Annotated in this window: 19 protein-coding genes; 13 read left to right on the top strand and 6 right to left on the bottom strand. The window is 65.4% G+C overall.

Annotated features, from left to right (window positions below; all coding sequences use genetic code 11):
- The first annotated feature begins 30 nt into the window (after positions 1–30).
- The gene (locus RFA01S_RS08830) at positions 31–960 is read left to right on the top strand and encodes an aldo/keto reductase (RefSeq protein ID WP_032407246.1); all 930 of its coding nucleotides are present in this window, start codon (positions 31–33) and stop codon (positions 958–960) included.
- A gap of 75 nt (positions 961–1,035) precedes the next feature.
- On the opposite strand, the gene RFA01S_RS08825 is transcribed toward RFA01S_RS08830, so the two are convergent.
- Entirely contained in the window at positions 1,036–1,896 is an 861-nt protein-coding gene (locus RFA01S_RS08825; protein WP_032407247.1) for a methyltransferase domain-containing protein, read from the bottom strand.
- 63 nt (positions 1,897–1,959) lie between these two features.
- On the opposite strand from RFA01S_RS08825, the gene RFA01S_RS08820 reads away from it, so the two are divergent.
- Genes RFA01S_RS08820 through RFA01S_RS08810 form a run of 3 tightly spaced genes read left to right on the top strand, consistent with a single transcriptional unit; the run spans position 1,960 to position 5,120 of the window.
- A complete protein-coding gene (locus RFA01S_RS08820; protein WP_027495686.1) occupies positions 1,960–2,772 on the top strand; it encodes a class I SAM-dependent methyltransferase in 813 nt (270 codons plus the stop codon).
- Positions 2,763–3,749, top strand: coding sequence for a phytanoyl-CoA dioxygenase family protein (locus RFA01S_RS08815; protein WP_052060693.1), 987 nt, complete (start codon positions 2,763–2,765; stop codon positions 3,747–3,749). Before RFA01S_RS08820 ends, RFA01S_RS08815 begins: the two co-directional genes overlap by 10 nt.
- Positions 3,750–3,803: 54 nt before the next feature.
- On the top strand, positions 3,804–5,120 hold the full coding sequence (locus RFA01S_RS08810) for an esterase/lipase family protein (protein WP_072692073.1): 1,317 nt from the start codon (positions 3,804–3,806) through the stop codon (positions 5,118–5,120).
- Positions 5,121–5,154: 34 nt separating this feature from the next.
- Here the strand turns inward: RFA01S_RS08810 and RFA01S_RS08805 are convergent, their stop codons facing one another.
- Complete coding sequence (locus tag RFA01S_RS08805; RefSeq protein WP_032407429.1) at positions 5,155–5,931, bottom strand: SGNH/GDSL hydrolase family protein; 777 nt, start codon at positions 5,929–5,931, stop codon at positions 5,155–5,157.
- A gap of 93 nt (positions 5,932–6,024) precedes the next feature.
- Here RFA01S_RS08805 and RFA01S_RS08800 point away from each other — a divergent pair, with 93 nt between their 5' ends.
- Positions 6,025–6,585: a PadR family transcriptional regulator gene (locus RFA01S_RS08800; RefSeq protein ID WP_032407248.1), complete on the top strand. Its 561-nt coding sequence runs from the start codon at positions 6,025–6,027 to the stop codon at positions 6,583–6,585.
- A gap of 93 nt (positions 6,586–6,678) precedes the next feature.
- Positions 6,679–7,089, top strand: a complete 411-nt coding sequence (locus tag RFA01S_RS08795) for a nuclear transport factor 2 family protein (protein WP_032407249.1) — start codon at positions 6,679–6,681, stop codon at positions 7,087–7,089.
- A 523-nt stretch (positions 7,090–7,612) separates the two neighbouring features.
- On the opposite strand, the gene RFA01S_RS08790 is transcribed toward RFA01S_RS08795, so the two are convergent.
- Positions 7,613–8,362, bottom strand: coding sequence for a FadR/GntR family transcriptional regulator (locus RFA01S_RS08790; protein ID WP_032369176.1), 750 nt, complete (start codon positions 8,360–8,362; stop codon positions 7,613–7,615).
- Between the two features lie 115 nt (positions 8,363–8,477).
- Here RFA01S_RS08790 and RFA01S_RS08785 point away from each other — a divergent pair, with 115 nt between their 5' ends.
- Genes RFA01S_RS08785 through RFA01S_RS08770 form a run of 4 tightly spaced genes read left to right on the top strand, consistent with a single transcriptional unit; the run spans position 8,478 to position 13,164 of the window.
- The gene (locus RFA01S_RS08785) at positions 8,478–10,109 is read left to right on the top strand and encodes an AMP-binding protein (RefSeq protein WP_032407250.1); all 1,632 of its coding nucleotides are present in this window, start codon (positions 8,478–8,480) and stop codon (positions 10,107–10,109) included.
- A gap of 8 nt (positions 10,110–10,117) precedes the next feature.
- A complete protein-coding gene (locus tag RFA01S_RS08780) occupies positions 10,118–10,915 on the top strand; it encodes an enoyl-CoA hydratase-related protein (RefSeq protein WP_052053443.1) in 798 nt (265 codons plus the stop codon).
- Positions 10,912–12,102, top strand: a complete 1,191-nt coding sequence (locus tag RFA01S_RS08775; protein WP_032391854.1) for an acyl-CoA dehydrogenase family protein — start codon at positions 10,912–10,914, stop codon at positions 12,100–12,102. The genes RFA01S_RS08780 and RFA01S_RS08775 overlap by 4 nt, the downstream gene beginning before the upstream one ends.
- A 9-nt stretch (positions 12,103–12,111) precedes the next feature.
- Positions 12,112–13,164 (top strand): acyl-CoA dehydrogenase family protein, encoded by a 1,053-nt coding sequence (locus tag RFA01S_RS08770; RefSeq protein WP_032391853.1) that lies wholly within the window; start codon positions 12,112–12,114, stop codon positions 13,162–13,164.
- A 17-nt stretch (positions 13,165–13,181) separates the two neighbouring features.
- On the opposite strand, the gene RFA01S_RS08765 is transcribed toward RFA01S_RS08770, so the two are convergent.
- A complete protein-coding gene (locus RFA01S_RS08765; RefSeq protein ID WP_032407251.1) occupies positions 13,182–16,565 on the bottom strand; it encodes a pyruvate carboxylase in 3,384 nt (1,127 codons plus the stop codon).
- A gap of 231 nt (positions 16,566–16,796) precedes the next feature.
- Here RFA01S_RS08765 and RFA01S_RS08760 point away from each other — a divergent pair, with 231 nt between their 5' ends.
- The 3 genes from RFA01S_RS08760 to RFA01S_RS08750 all read left to right on the top strand — a co-directional run bounded on the left by RFA01S_RS08760 (position 16,797) and on the right by RFA01S_RS08750 (position 20,324).
- Positions 16,797–18,536: a PEP-utilizing enzyme gene (locus tag RFA01S_RS08760; RefSeq protein WP_032381492.1), complete on the top strand. Its 1,740-nt coding sequence runs from the start codon at positions 16,797–16,799 to the stop codon at positions 18,534–18,536.
- Entirely contained in the window at positions 18,533–19,477 is a 945-nt protein-coding gene (locus RFA01S_RS08755; protein WP_032391851.1) for a TIGR03619 family F420-dependent LLM class oxidoreductase, read from the top strand. The genes RFA01S_RS08760 and RFA01S_RS08755 overlap by 4 nt, the downstream gene beginning before the upstream one ends.
- Before the next feature lie 79 nt (positions 19,478–19,556).
- Positions 19,557–20,324: an SDR family NAD(P)-dependent oxidoreductase gene (locus RFA01S_RS08750; protein ID WP_032381561.1), complete on the top strand. Its 768-nt coding sequence runs from the start codon at positions 19,557–19,559 to the stop codon at positions 20,322–20,324.
- Here the strand turns inward: RFA01S_RS08750 and RFA01S_RS08745 are convergent.
- Positions 20,321–21,409, bottom strand: coding sequence for a zinc-dependent alcohol dehydrogenase (locus tag RFA01S_RS08745; protein ID WP_230591691.1), 1,089 nt, complete (start codon positions 21,407–21,409; stop codon positions 20,321–20,323). The genes RFA01S_RS08750 and RFA01S_RS08745 overlap by 4 nt on opposite strands.
- Entirely contained in the window at positions 21,406–22,248 is an 843-nt protein-coding gene (locus tag RFA01S_RS08740) for a sugar phosphate isomerase/epimerase family protein (protein ID WP_032381490.1), read from the bottom strand. Before RFA01S_RS08740 ends, RFA01S_RS08745 begins: the two co-directional genes overlap by 4 nt.
- Positions 22,249–22,253 lie beyond the last annotated feature (5 nt).

The raw sequence follows: 22,253 nt of genomic DNA, 5'->3' as shown, positions 1-22,253 counted from the left end.
GAGGGCGGCAGTGATGAGAGTATTCAGGGCATGACGCAACTCGGTCTCGGACTTGCCGCACTCGGACGCCCGGAGTACCTGACCATCGGGCATTCGCGTGCGGTGGACGGGCGGTTCGACCCGGCTGCGCTCGAGCAACATTGCCACGCAGTACTGGACGCCGCCTGGGACAGTGGCATTCGGCACTTCGACGTCGCCCGCTCCTACGGTCTGGCCGAGCAGTTCCTCGGCAGCTGGTTGTCTGCCCGTCCGAACCGGCGCGAGGAACTCGTGATCGGGTCGAAGTGGGGCTACGCCTATGTCGCCGACTTCCAGCGGGGCGCGGAGGTACACGAGGTCAAGGAACACTCGGTCGCACGCCTGGCCGAACAGTGGCCGCAGACCGTGCGCGACCTCGGCGGAACGCCCGACCACTACCTGATTCACAGCGTCACCCCGGACAGCCCTGCCCTTCGCGACGCAGCCCTGCTCGACGATCTACGCGCGCTGGCAGCCGGTGGCACCCGCATCGGCATCAGCACCAGCGGGCCGCACCAGGCCGATGTCGTGCGTGCCGCGCTCGCTACCGGGGTGTTCGGCTCGGTGCAGTCGACGTGGAACCCCCTCGAACCGTCCGTCGCCCCCGCCCTGGCGGAAGCGCACCAGGCCGGCTGGTTCGTCGTCGTCAAAGAGGCGATGGCGAACGGTCGACTCGTTGCCGAGAACTCCGAACTCGCCGCGCGCGCCGACTCGGCCGGAGTCGGCCGCGACGCGCTCGCACTGGCCGTCGCCCTCGCGCAACCGTGGGCCGATGTGGTGCTGTCCGGTGCCGCCACGGTGGCGCAACTCGAACAGAACATCGCTGCGCTCTCCATCGACCGCGCCGTGATCGCGCCCGGCGACCTGAGCATTGCCGACCTGGGCATCGCCGAGTCGCCGCGGAGTTACTGGGACAACCGCTCCCGCATGGCCTGGACCTGACCTCTGTCCACCTTCCCGAATCGGCGAGGTCAACGCATCCAGGGGCGTCGAGGCGTTCAGTGGCCGTCTAGGCGTTCAGCGACGGGTCGCTCTGAATACATCGACCGGGTGTGGCACCCGAAATCCGCCAACGGCATCGGGAACCGATACCGCCGCGAGGTAGGCCCGCACCGGCTCGTGCAGCTCGGGCGTCAACCGGGCTTGCACCGCGAAGTCCAGCACGTCGTCGCTCGCGGCGGAAAGATCGACCAGCGCATCGAGAGTCACTGTGTCGTCGAGGACGATCGCGGCGTCGAGGAACGCTTTCTCGATATCTGCGCTGAACCATTGCCGATGGCCCTCCAGCGGAGGAGCGAGTACTTCGACGAGTGCGTTGAGCGCCGCCGTCGGCGCAATCGCCACCCACAGTTCGCCGCCGGGTCGCAGCAGGGCGAGCGCGGCATGCAGCGTTGCTCGTAAGTCTGCGACGTAGTACATCGAGTGCACGAACATCACGACGTCGAAAGTCTCGTCGACGGGTGCGTCGTCGAACGATGCGACGTACGCGTGGGCGTCGAGTTCGGCGGCCTCGAGCGCCGCCATCTTGGCGGCGAAGAGCTCGGTACTGCCGATCCAGGGGTCGATGCCGACGTACCGGACCGTACGGCCGGGTGCCCGCAGCACCAGGCCCGCTGCAAGCCTGGCATCGAGCGAACCGTCCCCGCAGCCCACCGACAGCACCGAAAGCGGTCCGTTCCCCATCCCGGCCAGCCGATCTGCGAAGTGCTGGACGATCAGACCGCGCTGATCGGAGAGCATCTCGAAGGCGGCATGGTGCTCGGCGTAGGACTCGGGCGGCAGGCCCGCCAGCGCCTCGGCCCCGCGCCGCATCGCCCGCAATCCGTCGATGAGCACGACGGCAGTGTCGGTCGGCGAATTCGGAGCTATGTTGGACATTGGACCGAGTCAACCATGACGCCCCGTCCGGTGCGTCGTAGTTGGCTTCCTAGGAGGAATCTCGTGAGCAGCGGAGACACAGCCGAACGCAGTCTCGAGCACTGGAGCGAGGCGGGCCGCACGGGTATGGAGGCGTTCTACGCGCTGGCCACCGAGGACTATCACCAGCTGGCGTTGGCAGCCGATTGGCCGACGCTGCTCGCCGGCCGGGCTCACGAGGGCTGGTCGCTACTCGACGTGGCTTGCGGCAGCGGTAAATTCCCCACTGCGCTCCGCCGGTACACCGACCTGTCCGCGGTACCCGAGGTCGCCTACGACCTGCTCGACCCATCCGAATTCTCGGTGGCCGAGGCACGCGGAGCTCTGGCCGCGCCTTTCGTCGCCCGGCACGATCTGGTGATGACGCTGCAGGATCTGCCCGCAGATCACGTCGGCTACGACGTCGTGTGGGCCACCCACGCGCTCTACGCCCTTCCGCCCGCGGAGTTGGATGCCGCAGCCGAAAGATTCGTGGCCGCACTGGCTCCCGGTGGTCTCGGTCTGGTCGCGCAGGCTACGGAAGCCTCCCACTACATCGCGTTCTACGATGCCTTCCGCGCCGGCGTACGCGAAGCAACGCCGTACACGACGGCCGAGCAGGTGCGCGACGCGCTGATCCGCGCGGGCGCGGACGTGCGCGATCAGCGCGTCTCGTACACCACCGGAACGTCCGATCGCGCTGTCGCCGAAGGCTTTCTGCAGCGGTGCGCCTTCGACGACTCCGTGTCCCTCGACGAGATGGAGGCGGCCCCCGTGCTAGGCGACTACCTCGCTTCGTGCCGCGACGCGTCCGGTTCCTACACCTTCTCGCACGAGGCGGCCCTGCTGTGGCTCTGAACAACCCTGCCACCAACGAGCTTCTGCCCGAACGCAATCGCGAGGGCGGTATCGACCAGGACTGGGCGGGCAACGATCAGGACTGGTGGGACTGGTACGTCACGCTGGCCGCCAACGACGCCGCACCCGCCGAACTCGTCGATGGCCCTGGACTGCCGGATGTCGAGGCCGCCACGGACGAACAAGTCGAGCACGAACTCGCCGAGCCCTACGATCTGGACCCGGCTGCCGTCGACGCATTCACGCGACACGCCTTCGTGCGGCTGCCCGCGGTGTTCTCGCCTGCCGTCGTACGTCGACTCGCCGAGCGCCTCGAGGAGTTACTGCGAGCCGAGCACGGCGACGACGTTGCGGGCCGGTTCACTGCGCTCGAGCAGATGTGGCTCCACGACGACCTGATGCGTGCCGTGGCGCTGTCACCGCGGATCGGCGGCCTCGCCGCGGCACTGCTCGACGTGCCCGGCGTTCGGCTGTACCACGACAATGCGCTGTCCAAGGAACCTGGCTGCGGACGCACACCCTGGCACCACGACGCCGAGCACTTCCCGTTGCAGACCACCGACGCCGTCACCGCCTGGATGCCGATGTCGGCCATTCCGGGCCCGATGGGTCCACTGTCGTTCGCGCGCGGACGCGACGTTCTCGGCGAAGTCGCAGACCTCAAATTCGACAAGGTCGGCACCTCCTACGACGAGGCCGTCACCCAGCGCTTCCGCACGCGCAACGTTGCGGTGGAGTCCGAGCCGTTCGCCGTCGGAGACGTATCGTTCCACTCCGCGCTGTGCTTCCACACCGCAGGCCCGAACCGGACGACACAGCCGCGTCGCGCACTGGCCACCACCTACTTCGCCGACGGCACCCGCGTCGTCGAGTCGCCGACCCTGATCAGCGGCACCTGGCGCGAATTCCTCCCCGGCATCGAGCCCGGTGGCCTCGCGAACTCCGAGCTCAACCCGGTGGTCGGCCGCCGGGACTGAGACGCCGATTCTGCGGGGCCAGCAGTTTCAGTGGACGTGCGTACACTGAATCCGGTGGGGACGAAACCTGGACCGGGGAAGAAATCTCGGCGCACACAGGAGTGGGGTGAGCTCGGCGAGCTCACACTTCGCGAGTTGGCGTCGGCTGCGGGTGGCGTTCGCGCGGTCCACTCGGCAATTGCACGACGCACGTTTGCTGCCGTGAAGCTCGGTATCGGTCCCGCCGCCCTGCCGACACAACTGATGCACGACGCGATCGCCGCCGGCACGTACGCGAGCATCGCGGCCGCCTGCACCGGCGCAGCCAAGATCGTCGGCTCCTTGACCGACGGCTCCCTGGCTGACGGCTCCCTGACCGACGGCGACGACGTGGCCGAGGACGACTCGCGGCCGTCACCGTCGCACACCAGCCGTGGCGCGCAAACCATCGCCGTTCTGAACGGTCTCATCGGCGACGACATGGAGAGAACAGCCCGGGTACTGGCCCATCCGATGTCGATTCGAGTCGACGGACGCCCTGTACCCCCGGAGTACCGAGCCTTGGCCGCCGGGTTTCCCACTGCGGGAGCGCACCTCGTGGTGTTCGTCCATGGGCTGGTCGAAACGGAATACGCATGGCGGCTCGGTGGGCGGCCCACATACGGAGAGCGGCTGGACGCCGAAGCCGGGACGACCTCGATCTTTTTGCGCTACAACACCGGACGGCGAATTGCGTCGAATGGCGTCGACCTGTCGGACTTGTTGGAGCAGCTCGTACCGGCATGGCCCGTCCGGGTACACCGGATCACGTTGGTCGGACATTCCATGGGCGGGCTGGTCTCACGCAGCGCCGCTCATCACGCCGCCGAAAGCGGTCGCCGATGGGTTGATCTGCTGACGGACGTATTCACTCTGGGGACACCACATCTGGGCGCGCCACTTGCTCACGGCGTCCACGTCGCCGCGGCCGCAATGGCACTCGTACCCGAGACCCGGCCATTCGCGAACCTACTGGCGCGTCGAAGTGCCGGTATCCGTGATCTGATCCACGGAGCGATCACCGACGAGGACGGTCATGCTCGGTACACCGACAGCTTCGATGTCGGTGCCGCCATGGACATCTCGGTTCCGGAACGGGTGCGTCATCATCACGCGTCCGCGGTCCTCACCGGAAGTCCGCGCAACCCGGTCGGAGTCTTCGTGGGTGACGGCCTGGTCCGTACCGACAGTGCCGGGGGTCGAAACAAGTTCCGCAACATCGGACTTCGCCCGGACGACGGTCTGGCGATCTACAGTGCGCACCATTTCACCCTGCTCAACGACGAGAGGGTGTACAGCTGGATGCGGCGCAGCTTGGTCGATAACACTGCAAATCTCGGCCCGGGATTCTGATTCACCAGGTCTGCTCGCTTCGGTTCGCCCGGCTCTACCCGAGTACCGAGGTCAGCTCCGGCCGCTTGGCCGTACGACTGTCCCCCGAGGAGCGTTTACGAATCCGACGAGTCAACCACGGCGCGAGGAACATTCCGGCCCAGGTGAGGTCGGCGCGAACGCGGGAGTGCAGGCGCGGTCTGGCAAGCGGTGCCAACGGAGAATTCCATGCGTCGGTGGCGCCCGGTAGACCGAGGGCGTAGGCGGCGGCCGCAGCGAGCCGCGCATGGCCCGTCTCGTTCAGATGCAGTCGGTCCCAACTCCACAGCCGTGGATCAGAGGCCACGTCGTGCTTCTCGAGGTCGATCACCACGACATCGGATTCGGCTGCGACTCTGCGAATCTCGGCGTTGAGCTCGGTCATACGCCTGGCGATGACGGTCCTTCCGGGGACCGGGTGAGCGAGGCGGGGAAACGTCATGGTGATCACTGTGCAGTCGGTCGCCCGGAGCGCGGCGAACATTGCGCCCACTTCACCTGCCACGGTCCGCGCATCGAACTGCCGACGCAAGATGTCGTTGACACCGGCAGCGACGGACGCGACCGTCGGCTTCAACGCCAAAGCGGCCGGCAACTGCTCGGCCTTGACCTGCACGGCCTTACGACCACGTACCGCGAGGTTGGCATAGACGACCCCGTCTGCGCTCTCGGCCATGTGCTCGGCGAGCCGATCGGCCCAACCACGAAATCCCGTGTCGTCGTTGCCGTCGTTCAGCCCTTCCGTCTGGCTGTCGCCCAGGGCTACGTATCGCAATTGTTTCGACTGATCCACCACGTCCACCGTTCTTTCACTCGACGTCAATATACAACAAGTTGTCTAACACCCGGACGTCCGGCCGCCGTGCGACGGGTACTGTGCTGGATCATGTCGCTACGTGATGCCGTGCTCGCCGCACTGGTCGACGGGGAGATGTCGGGTTACGACCTGTCCAAAGCGTTCGACGCAACCGTCGCCAACTTCTGGACTGCCACTCCCCAACAGCTCTACCGCGAACTCGACCGAATGGATCGAGACGAGGTGATCTCGGCGCGATTGGTCGAACAGGACGGTCGACCCAACAAACGCCTGTTCAGCCTCACCGACAAGGGACGCGCAGCGCTGCGCCAGGTGAGCCATCGGCAACCGAAGCTTCCGGCCATTCGCGACGAGCACCTGGTGGCTATCCACGCTCTCGAAGCCGGGGACCTCGAGCCGATGACCGATGCGATCCGAGAACGAATGCAGCTCTCACGAGACAAGCTGGCTCGGTACGACCGGATGGCGCACCGCCTGCTCGACGGACGTACCGAGACCGAGTTCCTGGCCACCGCCGATCGCATCGGCCCGTACCTCACCCTGATGCGGGGACGGATGTTCGAGGAGGAATCGCTTCGCTGGGGTGCCCGTGTCCTCGAAGTTCTCGACACCCGCGCTGAACGCGGATGATCCCGCCGAACACCTTTCATATTCGCAAAATTGTGTATGGTTCGGTCACCAGCCGAGGGTGTCTCAGGCCCTGGCCCCACCAGGAGATGACGCGTGCAACAGTTCCGACAGGCCGTCGAGGCCAACGATCACGACGCCATGGCCGCCACCCTGGCCGAGGACGTCGTCTTCAGCTCCCCCGTCGCATTCAAGCCGTACCACGGCAAGGAGCTGACCGCGGCGATACTGCGCGCCGTCACCCGCGTCTTCGAGGACCTTCGCTACGTGAAAACCGTCGAAGACATCGGCGGCCGTGATCACGTCCTGTTCTTCGAGACCCGTATCGACGACGTGACCGTCCACGGCTGCGACATCCTCCACCTGAATTCCGACGGCCTGATCGACAATTTCACCGTGATGGTGCGTCCGCTGTCGGCTGCGCAGGCACTCTCCAAAGCCATGGCGACAGAATTTGCCGCCGAAATGGGTTTGATGGCTTCCGCGGAGAAGCAAGACAAGCGGTGATATCGGGCTTGTGGAACGAACAGAGCCGCGCACCTCTTAGTGCGCGGCTCTGATCGGTATTGGGTGACGGTGTTCGCCAGTGCGCCTCTCGGCAGGTGGCCGCTCGTAGCGGCTGATGGTTGGTACCCGGGGCATTGGGATCGAACACCGTCGATGGAGTCAACGACGACTCAGCTCTTCGTATTCCGACCTGTGGCGATGTGGTGGGCCTGCGGTTGCGCAGCGAAGACTTGAATCCACGCCCCCAATCGGAATCGACACCTCCTCCGCGGGGTGTAAATCCCGACGAAGGGCGTAGATGCGGGCCGTCCGCTCGATCAGCTCCAAAGTTTTGGACACCTGCAGCACTTTGCCCCCAAACCTGATACGTCTGCACATCTGGGACGAGCGCACGGCGAAGATCCGTATCAGCGGTCGCATCGCGGGGAGCGTGCGCCATCGCCGCACTGAATAGCCGTCACGACGGTCTCGAAACAATGAGTGCAGATTCCGAAGGTTCGTTCTCCGGTACTGACTCCTTTGATCACATCTGCCACCGAACCGGCCTGGAAATGATCTTGGACAGCCGGCGACGGTAGTATTTCGCGGTTTCCTGGACGAACGCGCTCATGGTGTCGGCTGCCGCATCCTCGTCGCGGGCCCGCATCGCGTCGAGGACGTCCTGCTGCATCTCGATTGCGGCGAGCCGTGTGGCAATGGGGTGCTCGTTCGGCTCGGCGTCCCGCACCAGCAGCCAGAGAGTCTCCATCACGATGTTCAGGACCGGGTTTCCTGCGGCGTCGTACACGCTGCGCTGAAAGGCCGCGTTGTTGTCCTGAAAGTTGCCGTAGTCGCCTGGGTCCTCGCGCATTCGGTCCAACGCGGTCTGCATGACCCCGACCTGTTCGTCGGTGATGTTCGCCGCGGCTTCGCGCGCCACGATCGGTTCGAGCATCAGCCGAACGTCGATGACGTCGCTGATGTTGGCTCCGTCGATCTGTAGGAACAACTTCATCGTGTTGCCCAGCGATTCCAGCTTAGGGCGTTTCGCCACCGGCCCACCACCGATGCCCGATTTGATGGTGACCAGGTCACGGCTCTCCAGGAGCCGAAGCGCCTCGCGGACGGTGGTCCGTGCGACGCCGTGCTCTGCGACCATGTCCTTCTCGGTCGGCAGCCGCTGCCCCTCGATGATGCCGCCGGTCAGGATCTGGTCGGCGATGAGGTTCGCTATCTTGGCGGACATCTTGGGTGCCCGCGCGCGCGGGACGATCTCACCGTCTGTGGTCACCATGGGACAACCATAGCGTCGAGCGTGTGTGATCTAGCTTAAACCTATACATAGTTTGTGTGGTTAGTTACTGTAGTTGTTGTCAGAAAAGTATCGAACCTCGAGGTAGGGAGTAGCGATGTTGCCGACCAGGCCGCCGAGCGCCGACCTCGCGCACTCGTACCGGACCGGCGGGCAGTGGAACGACCGGCCGATCGGGTACTACCTGACGCGTGCCGCTCGCATGTACCCGGACGCCGTGGCCGTGGTCGACGGCGCGCGCCGCGTCACGTTTGCCGAGATCGATCGAGATGCGACGCGATTGGCCGCCGCCCTGCACGCCCGCGGCGTCACGTCCGACGACGTCGTGTCGTTTCAGCTCCCGAATTGCGTCGAGACAGTAGTCGTCTTTCAGGCCGTCATGAAGCTGGGTGCGGTCGCCAACCCCATCGTGCCCATCTATCGGTCCCGAGAGCTCCGTTTCATTCTCGGACAGTCACGAGCGAAGGTCGCATTCGTCCCCGCCGAGTTGCGCGGAGTCGACGTGGACGCCATGTATCGCGATCTGGCCGACGATCTGCCGGGCCTCGAATTCGTCGTGTCCTTGGCGGGGTGGGACGATCTGCTCGACCGAGTCACGGACGAGATGATCTCGGAATTGCGTTCGCGCACAGCACCTTCCGCCGACGAGGTCTGCCTGTTGCTCTACACATCCGGTACTACCGCCGACCCCAAGGGTGCCCTGCACAGCCACAACACCCTGGTCTACGAGAACTCGTCGATGATCGACTGGTTCGGACTCAACGAGACCGACGTGATCTTCAACCCGTCGCCGGTCACCCACGTCACCGGCGTCAATTGCGCCCTCGTTCTGCCGTTTCTTCTCGGTACATCCGTTGTCCTACAACAAACGTGGGATCCTGCTGTCGCGCTCGGCCACATCGTCGACGAACAGTGCAGCTTCATGATCTTTTCGACGCCGTTCCTCCGCGGACTGCTCGACGAAGCCGAGTCGGCGCAGGTTCGGACACCGTCGATCAGGTACATCGTGTGCGGCGGAGCCGACGTACCCGACACACTCACCGCGGCGGCCACGACTCGCCTTGGCACCGTCGTTCGCATGTACGGGGCCACCGAAGGTCCGTCGGTCACCACTGCCGATCGGTGGGATTCCTCGGCCGTGCGCCAGAAATCCGACGGACGCCCCATCGCACCCACCGAGGTCATCGTGTCGAACGGAGCGGGCGGCGTCGGCGAGATACTCTGGCGCGGACCGGATACGTTTCTGGGCTATCTCGACCCCACCCTCAACGATGACGCCTTCACCGACGACGGCTTCTTCAGGACCGGTGACCTCGGCCGCTTCGACAGCGACGGTGCCATTCACGTGGTGGGGAGAATCAAGGACATCATCAACCGTTCCGGGGAGAAGATCAGCGCCCACGATGTCGAGAACCAGCTCGGTGCGCACCCGTCCGTGATCGAGGTCGCCGTCGTCGTAGGACCCGATTCCCTTACGGGAGAACGGGGTTGCGCGTTCGTCGTCACTCGCGATCGCCGAGACCTCACCCTCGATGAAGTCCACCGATTCCTCGTCGACCGCGACATAGCCGTACAGAAGATTCCCGAAAGCATCTTCGTGGTGGACTCGCTACCCAAGACCGCCAGTGGCAAGGTGCAGAAATTCGCACTGCGCAACTGGACCCGCGATCGCGCCGCCGTACCGGCGCAGATGGCGGCGATGACCTTCGCCGCGTCACACGAGAGATAGAGGCTCCCATGTCTTCACAGACCGAGTCATTACAGCCTGCCGGAGTCGACCACGTTGTGGTCACCGAGCCCGAGCCCGGCATCGCAGTGGTCGAATTGGCCCGGGGCAAGGTCAACGCGATCGACACGCAGATGTATCGGGAGATCGCCACCGTCTTCGAGGCACTGTCGGACAACCAGGACGTCCGCGTGGTGGTACTGACCGGGCGCGGCCGCATATTCTGCGCCGGAAACGATCTCGGTAGTTTCCGCGTCATGGATGCGACGAGCGGCGTGGTGGACATGCGCGAGGCCAAGCGCGCGATCTTCGGAGTGCTGGACTGCGCCCTGCCCGTGATCGGCGCGATCAACGGCCCCTGCCTCGGTAGTGGATTCGGTCTCACATCGGTGTGCGATCTGGTGGTCGCCTCGGAACGGGCCACCTTCGGTCTCCCCGAAATGGGCGTCGGTGTCCTCGGCGGTGGACGCTTCACCGCTCGGATGCTGCCGCAACAAGCAATGCGTCGGATGTTCTTCACCGCCGAGGCAGTGGACGCGGCAACGTTGAAGAACTGGGGTGCTCCGATCGAAGTCGTTGCGCACGAGACGTTCATGGCCACCGCGATGTCCCGCGCACGGTCGATCGCAGCCAAGAGCCGCTATGCGCTGACCTTGGCCAAACAGTCCCTGAACGGTTGCGAGGACGTCGACATCAAACGCGGGTACGAGCTCGAGCAGTCGTACACCCTTCGCCTGTCCGAACACCCGGATTCCAAGATCGCGGTCGAGGCGCGGATCGCGGAGATGTCGGGAGGAACGAAGTCATGACGATCGACGTACAGGCATTCGCCGAGAAGTCCGAGGCGTGGCTCGCAGAGAACCTCGAACCCCGGACGAACACCACGATGTCCGACCCCAACTATGCGATCTTTCACAACCGCAGTCACGACGAGGAACGCGAGCTGATCGAGGCTGCGGCACAGTGGCAGAGCCGCCGTGTCGATGCCGGATTCGGTGCGATCACCTGGGCACCCGAATGGGGTGGCCCGGGTCTCACCGCGAGCCACGAGCGCGCGTACGTCGGGCTCGAACGGCGGTACGAAGCACCGGAGCGACACGAGACCATTCTGGTGACAGTCGAATTGGTGGCACCGACCATCCACGCTGTGGGTTCCCCCGAACAGAAGAAGACATTCGTCGAGCCCTTCCTGCGGGCCGACGAGCTCTGCTGCCAACTGTTCTCCGAACCCGGAGCAGGCTCCGACCTTGCCGGATTGTCGACCAAGGCAGTCAAGTCCGGCGGCGGCTGGCGCGTGAACGGCCAGAAGGTCTGGAGTTCGGGGGCGCAGTTCTCCAAGTGGGGTCTGCTCATCGCCCGCACAGACACAACCGTCCCGAAACACCGCGGCATGACTGCGTTCATGATGCCCATGGACGCACCCGGGGTCGACATCAGACCCATTCGGCAAATGTCCGGCGGGTCGACGTTCAACGAGGTGTTTCTCGCCGACGTCGAGTTGCCCGACTCGTCGAGGCTCGGTGACGAGGGCGACGGCTGGACCGTCGCGCTGACGACACTCGGGTTCGAGCGGAGTTCGAGCGCCGGGATCGTGAGCGCCGGCGGAAACGGCGCCGATCTTGTCCGGCTCGCCAAGAGCCTCGGTATCTCGGACGATCCGCTCGTCCGGCAACAACTGGCCGAAGTTGCTGTCTACGAACGAGCGTCGGCACTCATGGTCGCCAGGTACGCCGAGCGCGAATTGGCCGGAGCTGTTCCCGGAGTGGAGGGTTCGATCGGCAAACTGGTGTGGACTCAGAATCTCAAACGCATCGGCGACGCGGCCGCGGCATTCCTCGGGCCCCGGATCCTGGCGGACACCGGTGCACCCGACACCTTCGCGTGGACCGAACATCTTCTCGGAGCTCCCGGGTATCGAATCGCCGGCGGTTCGGACGAGATCCAGCGCAACATCATCGGCGAGCGCGGGCTCGGCTTGCCTCGCGAACCACGATAGGAGCTTGTCATGACACTCGAATTGACCGTCGAGCAACGGGATCTGCAGGCCGGCCTTCGTTCGTCCTTGGCCAGAACGACAGTCGGCGAGGACGTTCGACCGGCATTGGTGGAAATGGGCCTCACCGAAATCCCGTTCCCGGAACGGTTCGGCGGTGCCGGCTTCACTCTGAAGGACACAGCAGTGGTGATGACCGAGCTGGGTCGCTCGCTCGGCAGCGCCCCTTACCTGTCGTCGATCGTCCTGGCAGGCTTCTGTCTCCTGCATGCAGGGTCCGAACGTGCTTGCTCGCAGAGTCTTCCGGCGATCGCCGACGGTACCGAGACGGCCGCGCTGGTGGCCTCGTTCCCCTTCGCCGCGTCCTCCATCCAGGCTTCGGCGGGCAGCGGCGGCACCCTCGTGCTCGACGGCCTCCAAGACGCCGTGGTGGACGGGGCCGATGCGGATCTGCTGATCGTGGTGGCCGTGGGTCCGGACGGCACCGAGCTGGCAGTGATCGAGGGTACCGCTGAGGGAGTGGTCCGAACACCACGTGAGGCGTTGGACTTCACCAGAGGGCTGGCACGAGTCGAGTTTTCTGGAGCGGTCGCTCACCGGGCGACGGGCGACGACATCGGTGCCGGCCTCGACCGGGCACAAGCGGCCGCTATCACAGCTCTTGCGGCCGAACAGGTGGGATCGGCTCGCGCATGCCTGGACATGTCGGTGGAGTATGCAAAAACCCGTCGGCAATTCGGACGGGCGATCGGGTCGTTCCAGGCGATCAAGCATCGTCTCACGGACATGCTCATCGCGACCGAACTGGCCGAGGCGGCGGTGCTCGATGCAGCCGGGGCCGACGCGCGCAGCACTGGCGAGTTCGTCGCCGCCGCCGCGACTGCCCGAGTGCTCGCGTCCCGTGCGGCCACCTTCGCCGCCGAAGAATCGATTCAGGTCCACGGGGGAATCGGCTTCACCTGGGAACACCCCCTGCACCACTACTTTCGGCGGGCAAAGACCAGTGAGTTGCTGTTCGGCACCACCAGCGTGCACGCCGAGACGATCGCCGCCGCCCTGATCTGAGTCAGGGCGGCGGGCTGTTACGCCACCACCAACAGAAGATCTCCACCGTCGACCTGGGAGGCACGGCCGATCGGAACGCGGGTGACCGTACCGGCCTTGGTCGCGGTGATCGTCGCTTCCATCTTCATGGCCTCGATCGAGCCGACAGATTCACCTTGCGCGACCACCTCGCCCTCCTTGACCGACAGCGTCACGACACCACTGAACGGTGCGGGTATGTGACCGGGGTCGGTGCGATCGGCCTTCTCGGCAGACCGGGTGGTGGTTTCGATGCTCCGGTCACGGATCGGCACCGGACGCAGCTGTCCGTTCAGGATGCACAGAACGTTGCGGATTCCCTCGGCGTCCGGGTCGGATATGGCCTCGAGCCCGATCAGCAGTTCGACGCCCTGCTCGAGCCGAACACGGTGTTCCTCCCCCTGCCGCAAACCGTAGAAGTACTGGTTGGTCGACAGCTGTGAGGTGTCGCCGTAATCCTCGCGATGCTTCTCGAACTCCCGCGCAGGGGCCGGAAAGAGTAAGCGGTTCAGCGTGGTTCGTCGTGCACGACCGGGCACGGACAGCGTGAGCTCGTCCGCGTCGGTCAACGGAGTTGAGGGGTGCGGCTCGGCCCGGCCGGTCAGCGCCCGGCTTCGCAGCGGTTCCGGCCAACCACCCGCGGGTTCGCCGAGATCGCCGCGGAGGAAGTCGATCACCGACCCCGGAATGTCGTAACTCGATGGGTCCTCGGCAAATTCGGCGGCCGTCGCGTCGGCGCCGACCAGGGCCAGCGCGAGGTCGCCCACCACCTTCGACGACGGCGTGACCTTGACGAGTCGGCCCAGCACCCGATCCGCCCCGGCGTAGGCAGCCTCGATGTCCTCGAAACGGTGCGCGAGCCCCAGCGCGGACGCCTGTTGGCGCAGATTGGAGAGCTGACCGCCCGGGATCTCGTGGGTGTAGACGCGCCCGGTCGGCGACGGGAGGCCGGACTCGAACGGCGCGTACGTCGAACGCACTGCTGCCCAATACGGTTCGAGGTCGCAGACCGCCGCGAGATCGAGTCCTGTGGCGCGGTCGGTGTTGTCTGTTGCCGCGACGATCGCCGACAACGCGGGCTGACTCGTCGTGCCGGCCAAGGCCGCACTCGCCCCGTCGACGGCATCGACGCCGGCTTGCCACGCCGCGTAATACGTCGCCAGTTGGCCGCCGGGGGTGTCATGGGTGTGGAGGTGCACGGGTAGATCGAAGCGCGACCGCAGCGCGGAGACCAGAATCGCTGCGGCGGGCGGGCGCAGCAGGCCGGCCATGTCCTTGATGGCCAGGACATGGGCACCCGCGTCGACGATCCGTTCGGCCAGGCGCAGATAGTAGTCGAGGTCGTACAGGGTTTCGTTCGGATCGGCCAGATCGCCGGTGTAGGACATCGCTACCTCCGCGACAGCGGTCCCGGTGTCCCGGACTGCATCGATGGCCGGTTTCATCTGATCGACGTTGTTCAGAGCGTCGAAGATTCGGAAGATGTCGATTCCGGTGTCGGCGGCTTCCTGGACGAAGGCGTGCGTGACGCGGTCGGGGTATGCCGTGTACCCGACCGTGTTCCGCCCGCGGAGCAGCATCTGCAGACAGATGTTGGGCATCTCCGAGCGTAGGGCGGCGAGTCGTTCCCACGGGTCCTCGTGCAGAAACCGGAGCGCAACATCGTACGTCGCGCCGCCCCAGGCCTCCACCGAGAGCAACTGCGGGGTGAGGCGCGCAACGTGGGGTGCCACCGCGACGAGATCGCGGGTGCGCACCCTGGTCGCCAGCAGGGACTGGTGTGCGTCGCGGAAAGTGGTGTCGGTAACGGCAAGTGCGGTAGCGGATCGCAGCTCGGCTGCGAAACCGGTCGGTCCGAGAGTGATCAGCCGGTCCCTGGAACCGGCCGGAGGCGGGAACCGGGTGTCGACAGACGGAAGCTTGTCGATCGGATAGATCTGCGACGGTCGCTCGCCGTGCGGGCGGTTGACGGTGGTGTCGGCCAGGTACTGCAGAATGCGTGAGCCACGGTCGGCAGAGATGTTCTGCGTCAACAGTTCCGGATGCTCCTCGATGAAGGTCGTGGTGACCTTCCACGAGAGGAAGTCATGGTTGTCCAGCACCGCCTGCAGGAACGGAATGTTCGTCGCAACGCCGCGTACCCGGAATTCGGCGATCGCCCGTCGTGATCTCGCGGAAGCGGTCGCGAAATCACGCCCGCGGCAGGTCAACTTGACGAGCATCGAATCGAAATGTGACCCGATCTCCGACCCCACGCCGACATTGCCGTCGAGGCGCACACCCGATCCTCCTGGGGTGCGGTAGGCGGTGACGCGCCCGGTATCAGGACGGAAACCGTCGGTCGGATCCTCGGTGGTGATGCGGCACTGCATGGCGAAACCGCGGATCACGATGGACTCTTGGCTCAATCCCAGATCGGCCAGGCTTTCCCCGGACGCGATGCGCAGTTGCGAGCCCACCAGATCCACGTCGGTGATCTCCTCGGTCACCGTATGTTCGACCTGAATTCTCGGATTCATCTCTATGAACACGTAGTTCCCGCGCGGGTCGAGCAGGAATTCGACGGTGCCCGCGCACGTGTATCCGATGTGGCGGGCGAACCTGACCGCGTCTGCGCAGATACGTTCTCGCAGTTCGGGATCGAGCCCGGGTGCCGGGGCGACCTCGACTACCTTCTGATGCCGCCTCTGCAGAGAACAGTCACGCTCGAACAGATGGATGACCTCACCCGTCGCGTCGCCGAGAATCTGTACCTCGATGTGCCGGGGGTCGACCACCGCCTGTTCGAGAAACACGGTGCCGTCGCCGAACGCGGTCCTCGCCTCACGGGATGCGGCTTCGATGGCGTCGCGTAGATCTTCCGGCGCGGCCACCCGACGCATTCCGCGACCGCCACCGCCGGCGATCGCCTTGACGAAGATCGGAAACGACATCGTGACGGACGCCGCGAGCAACACGTCGGGATCCTCCGACGGAGCCGATGATGCGAGGACCGGAAGCCCTGCCGCGGCGGCTGCGGCAACAGCTCGCGACTTGTCTCCGGTGAGCTCGAGGATCTCGGCGGACGGGCCGACGAACGTGATACCTGCCGCCTTGCAGGCTGCTGCCAAGGTGGCGTTCTCCGACAGGAAGCCGTACCCCGGGTAGACCGCATCGGCACCGGCTTTGCTTGCCGCCGAGATGATCTCGTCGACCGAGAGGTAGGCGCGGACCGGGTGACCCGGCTCGCCGATCTGATACGACTCGAACGCCTTGGCGCGGTGCGCAGAGTTGCGGTCCTCGTAGGGATAGACGGCGACGGTCGAGGCACCGAGTTCGACCGCCGCACGGAATGCGCGGACGGCGATTTCTCCGCGGTTTGCGACGAGGACTTTTGCGAACACGATGTTCCTCCTGGGTAGGGGCCGACTAAAGGGCGACAGGCGGGGTGTGAGCTGAGTCTCCCACAAAACCGGGCTCGTTACTAGATTGCAAGTAAAGTTAGTACAGCGGATCCACCTCGGGAATCAGCTTCTCAAACTGCTGCGCAATATCTCTGTGCATGTTTCTATTGACCCGTTGTTTCTATAGTGTGACTTGAAATACAGTCCACGACCACGGATGAGGAGGACCCGATGAGCAGCGACCAGAATCCCGACAGCTGGATCACCGATTGGGAGTTCAGCGAGCGGTACCCGGTCTACACACGGGCGAACGCCGGTGAGGTTCTGCCCGACCCGTCGAGTCCGCTCAACGTGACCCTCGTGTGGAACAAGGGTTTGAACATCGGTTGGCGTGAGGGCTACGTCGAGCACCTCGGGACTCACCTCGCGTCCGAGATCGACGAGGAGATGCCGGAGATCATCGGCAACTTCGGCGGGTACCACTACACGAACTTCTCGATGACAGAACTCAACGGTGCCCGACTTCCCGGACTGACCGTCCCGGTCTGGAACAGCCTGTGGGTCGGCGACCATCCGGACATCCCCGAGTACGTCGAGAAGCCCGGCCACCAGAACGCCGAACTGACCGCGGGCCTGGCGGAGAAGACCGCGTGGTCGCTGACCACCGATACGTTCCCCGAGGCCGAAGAAGCCAAGCACCGTGCCGATCTCGCGCGCGCGAATCGTCCCGACGTCACGGCCATGAGTGACCAGGCGCTCGTCGATCACGCCCGCTCCTTCGTTCCGGACTTGATCTTCTGCTACGCCTATCACCCCGTCACCACCACCCTGTCGACGATGGGGCCGGCCGTGGCGGGCGCGCTGCTCGAATCCATCGGCGAGGCAGACAAGCTCGGCGATCTTCTCAGCGGCCTCGGCGGAGTCGACTCCGCGGAGCCCTCCTACGCGCTGTGGAGCATGGGCCGCCTCGTCGCCGGGTCTGCAGAACTGACCGCTCTGTTCGACGACGGCCTCGCCACGTTGCTCGAGGCCATAGACGCGAGCGGCACCCCCGACGCGAAACAGTTCCGAACGGACTTCGACGACTTCCTTTACAAGTACGGATCGCGCGCACCGAACGAATGGGACATCCGCTCGGACAGTTGGGAATCCAAGCCGGTCCTGGCGCTGCTTGCCGTCAACGGCATGCGGATGAGCCCCACCGAGAACGACCCGGAGCTCATCCGAGAGCGTAACCAGGCCAAGCGCATCGCGCTCACCGCCGAACTCGCAGCCAAGATGCCCGACGACGCCACTCGGCAGAGCTTTCTCGACGCAGCCAAGTCCATCACCAAGTTCATGCCGTGGCGTGAACGAACCAAGACCGCATGCGTGAAGGTCATGGGCGAAATGCGGACAGCTCTGTACGAGTTGGGCCATCGCATGGTGGATCGAGGAGTCATGGGCGATCACCACGACGTCACCATGTTGCTCGACGACGAGCTCGACGCGTTCGTGGCGGACCCCGAGTCGTTCGTGGACACCATTGCGGACCGGCGTGAGCAATACCTGGCACTGTTCGACCTCGAACCACCGTTCTTCCTGTTCGAGAAAATCCCGTTGTCGCAGTGGCCCAGGCGGACCGAGCACAAGGCACAGATCGCGGCGCCGGGCGACGCGCTGTCCGGTGTGGGTGGCGCACCGGGCGTGAGCCGTGGCCGTGCCCGAATCCTGCACGATCCGTACGAGGTCGGCGATCTCGCCGAAGGCGACATCATCGTTGCGCCGCAGACCGATCCGGCCTGGACGCCACTGTTCGTCTTCGCCGGCGGTGTGGTGGTCAACGTCGGTGCCACCATCACCCACTCGTCGATCGTCTGCCGCGAGCTCGGCATCCCCTGTGCCGTGTCGGTGCAGGACGCCACGTCCAGGATTCCCGACGGCGCGATGATCGAGGTCGACGGCAACACCGGAACGGTGACCGTCCTGTGAGTCTCCGTATCGGATTGAGCCTCCCCCAGCTCGGCGAACACGTCGATGTCGGTGCGGTGCGCGAGTTCGCCATCTCGGCCGAGGAACTCGGGTTCGCGAGCCTGTGGGTTCAGGAACACCTGTTCTATCCGGAAGAGAACGAATCGATCTACGGTGGTCGCCACACCACCAGCGTCCACCCGGCCTACCGCTCGGTGCTCGGTGCCACAGAACTCATGGCGTACGTGGCGGCCTGCACTCGGACGGTCACGATCGGCAGCAGCATCCTGGTCGCCGGCTACCACCGTCCCATCGAACTTGCACAGCGACTGTCCACTCTGGACATCCTTTCCGGCGGGCGTCTCGTCGCGGGCCTCGGTGCCGGCTGGTCCGACGAGGAACACGCCCAGATGGATGTCGATCCGCGTACCCGTGGTCGACGGATGAGTGAACTCGTGCACGCCGTTCAGGCGTGCTGGGGTCCTGATCCCGTGCAGTTCGACGGCGAATTCTTCACCATCCCCCGCTCCGTCGTTCGACCCAAACCCGTGCAGCAACCACATCCACCACTGTTGTCCGGTCTCCGGTCGGCAACCGGATTGGCACGCACCGCAGCACTGTTCGACATCTGGAACCCGAGCAGCGGCAGTCCCGACGCACTGCTGGACCAACTCGACACCATGGCCGGAATGCGGCCGGCCGGTCTGGATCCCGTCCGGCTGTTCCTGCGGTCCTATCTGCAGCGACCGACGGATGCCGTCGGCTCGGCCGGTCAGGGCATCGAGGGTGTCGAGAAGGACATCCGGACCGCGATCGCCGCCGGCGCGGAGCAGTTGATCGTCGAGGTCAACTTCTGGGACGACATGCGTTCACCCGCCGATTGGGCTGCGGTGCCGGCACGACTGGCCACCCTGCTCGACACCGCCGCAGAATTGACCCCGCCGAAAGCGAGTGCACTATGAAACCCGCAGTGTCCGAGAGCACCTGCCCGTCGTCGACCATCGAGGGGGCTCCCCGTCCGGTGCAGCTGGAGCAACCGTCGTGACCGCCGGTTCGGTGGCGGTCGTGACCGGCGCAGCGTCCGGAATCGGCCGTGCCGCAGTCGAAATCATCCTCGAACGTGGCGGGTCGGTGGTTGCCTTCGACACCACCCCGGAGTCGCTGGACTGGTTGGCGGGCAACGACAATGCGGTGGCCTTCGTCGGTGACGTCACCCGCTCCGCCGACAACCGCGCCGCGGTCGAACAGGCCGAGTCGTCGTTCGGACGACTCGATATCCTGGTACTCAACGCCGGAGTTGCGGCATCGGGCTCGATCGAGACACTAGACATGAACGTGTTCGACCGGTCTGTCGACGTGAACCTCCGCGCTGTCGCTCTCGGTGTGCGCGAAGCAATTCCGGCGTTCCGTCGCTCCGGAGGTGGCTCGGTCGTCATCACCGCGTCCGCAACCGCGCTGGGCGGGGAACCGAACCGGTGGCCGTACGCCGCAGCGAAAGCGGGTGCGGTCAACATGGCGCGGTCGTTCGCCCTCGACCTCGCCAACGACGGCATTCGTGTCAACGCGGTCTGCCCCGGTCCGATCAGTACCGGAATGACCAAGCGCATCGAAGAGAACACGCCCGATCGCTACGAGTCGCTCAAAAGTATGGTGCCCCTGCACCGTTGGGGCACCGCCCGCGAGGTGGGCGAGGTCATCGCCTTCCTCGCCTCTCCGCTCGCATCGTTCGTCACCGGGGCGGCGATCCCCGTCGACGGCGGCGCAACCTGCGGCAGCGGCCAAACCGTCCCGGTCCCCGCAGGCCTCTAGAGTTTCGGGTCGACCAGCACCTTGGCATGGGTGCTGGTGCCGCTGTCGAGCTCGTCGAACATGTTCACGAGCTCACCCAGACCGATCGTCCCGGTATGCAACGACTTCACGTCGATTCGGCCCTCGGCGATCAGCGTCATCGCGCCCTTGAAGTCTTCGTGCGAGTACGCCAGCGAACCGATGACCGTCAGTTCTCGGGACTGCCAATCCCCGTAGCTCACCGACGAGTCCGTTCCGGGGTAGCCGAGCAGCGCCAGCGTTCCACCTCGCCTGACCAACTCCGCCGAGGGCTGGAACAGCGCGGCCACGCCGGTGCATTCGAACAGCACGTCGGCACCGAGACCGTCGGTGACGTCATCGATCAGAGTAGCGAGGTCCCCGGGCTCCACCACGTCGGTGAAGCCCAGATCGGTTGCCGCCGAACGACGCGCGGGCGACGGTTCGCTCACCAGCACTCGACCGGCGCCGGCGGTGCGCGCGTGCTGCGCGGTCAACAAGCCGATCGGTCCTGCGCCCTGGACCACGACGATCGACCCGAGCGTGATGGCCGCGCGCTTGACGGCATGGAACGTCACGGTAGCCGGCTCCATCAACGCGGCCTCTTCGTCGGTCAGCGCGTCCAGCACCGGAATCGCTCGCCGTGCGGACACTTTCAACCTGGTGGCAAAGCCACCGTGGGCCGGTGCATCGTCGGTGATTCCGTTGGCCTCCGCAAACGCGAGATCGCAGTTGGCCGCGTGCCCGGCGCGACACTGAGCGCACACCCCGCACGCCGGCCCGACGCCCGCAACCACACGCTGCCCGACACGCACCGTCGTCACCTCGGCACCGACCGCGCTGATCGTCCCCGTCCATTCATGTCCGAACACCGCAGGCGGCAACGCTGCCGACGCGTATCCGTGCGTGTCGGTCGCGCAGATGCCGCAGTACCGAATGTCGACGACCACCCCGTCCGGGGCCGGTGTCACCGTATCCTCGACCACGGTCTCCGCTTCCTTGGGTGCGACGACGTGGACGAACTTGTTCTCGACGGCAGATGTCATGTCAGCGTTCGCTTTCCGGTCGGCATCAACTTTGTTGCTCATGAGTACAGTTTCTCATTCGTGTCCGCAAGCCTGTCGAGCACCGTCCGCGTCGCCCGGCCGAGTTCGACGATCCACCCGCCCGGATCGGTGACGCTCCGGGCCGAGGGTGCTTCCACGCTCACGGCAGCCGACGCCGGGAGTGCGCGCAGAAATTCGACGAGCGGAAGGGCACCCGTGCCCGGTGCCAGACGGTGGGTTCGGGCCTCGGTGATGGCCGCGTTCGGATCCGTCGACGGGGCTGCCGACACCGCGTCGCACAGCTGGCAGTACGGCAGCAGATCCTCCGCGACGGCGCTGATGTCGGCGACCTCGGAACCCGCACGCGCCCAGTGCAACGCATCGACGAGCACGCCCGCCCGGCCGGCCACACCCTCGACGAATGCTGCGGCCGCCGTCACGTCCCGCACCGACGAGAAGATCATCGGTTCCAGGCAGGTGCGAAGTCCGTAGTCGCCGGACAGTTCTGCGAGTTCCGCGAAGTTGCTCTCGGCGCGAACCCGATCGTCGTCGAGCACTGTGACGAGAAGATGGTCAGCGCCGAGTTCCGCGCCGGCATCGAGCACCGCCGACCAATCACCGCGTGAGCTCCCGGGATGCAGTTTCACCACTTCGACGTCGAGCACGCGCATCCCGTTGTCCGCCAGAGCGGACTTGGTATCTCGGAGCAGCGCGGACCCGGCAGGGAGCTGAAATCCCCTGTCCCGCCCGGTCTGCGCCGCTCGGACACCCACCGCGTCGAACCCGCCCGCGGCGGCGAATTCGACGAACTGTGGAGGCGGTACCTCGATCGCGGACAGGGACGACAACGACACGATGCGCTCGGCTGCCGCGTGGATCATGCGAA

The sequence above is a fragment of the Rhodococcoides fascians NBRC 12155 = LMG 3623 genome (assembly GCF_001894785.1).
In the GTDB taxonomy this organism is placed as follows: Bacteria; Actinomycetota; Actinomycetes; order Mycobacteriales; family Mycobacteriaceae; genus Rhodococcoides; species Rhodococcoides fascians.
This window is presented reverse-complemented; position numbering and strand designations above follow the sequence as displayed.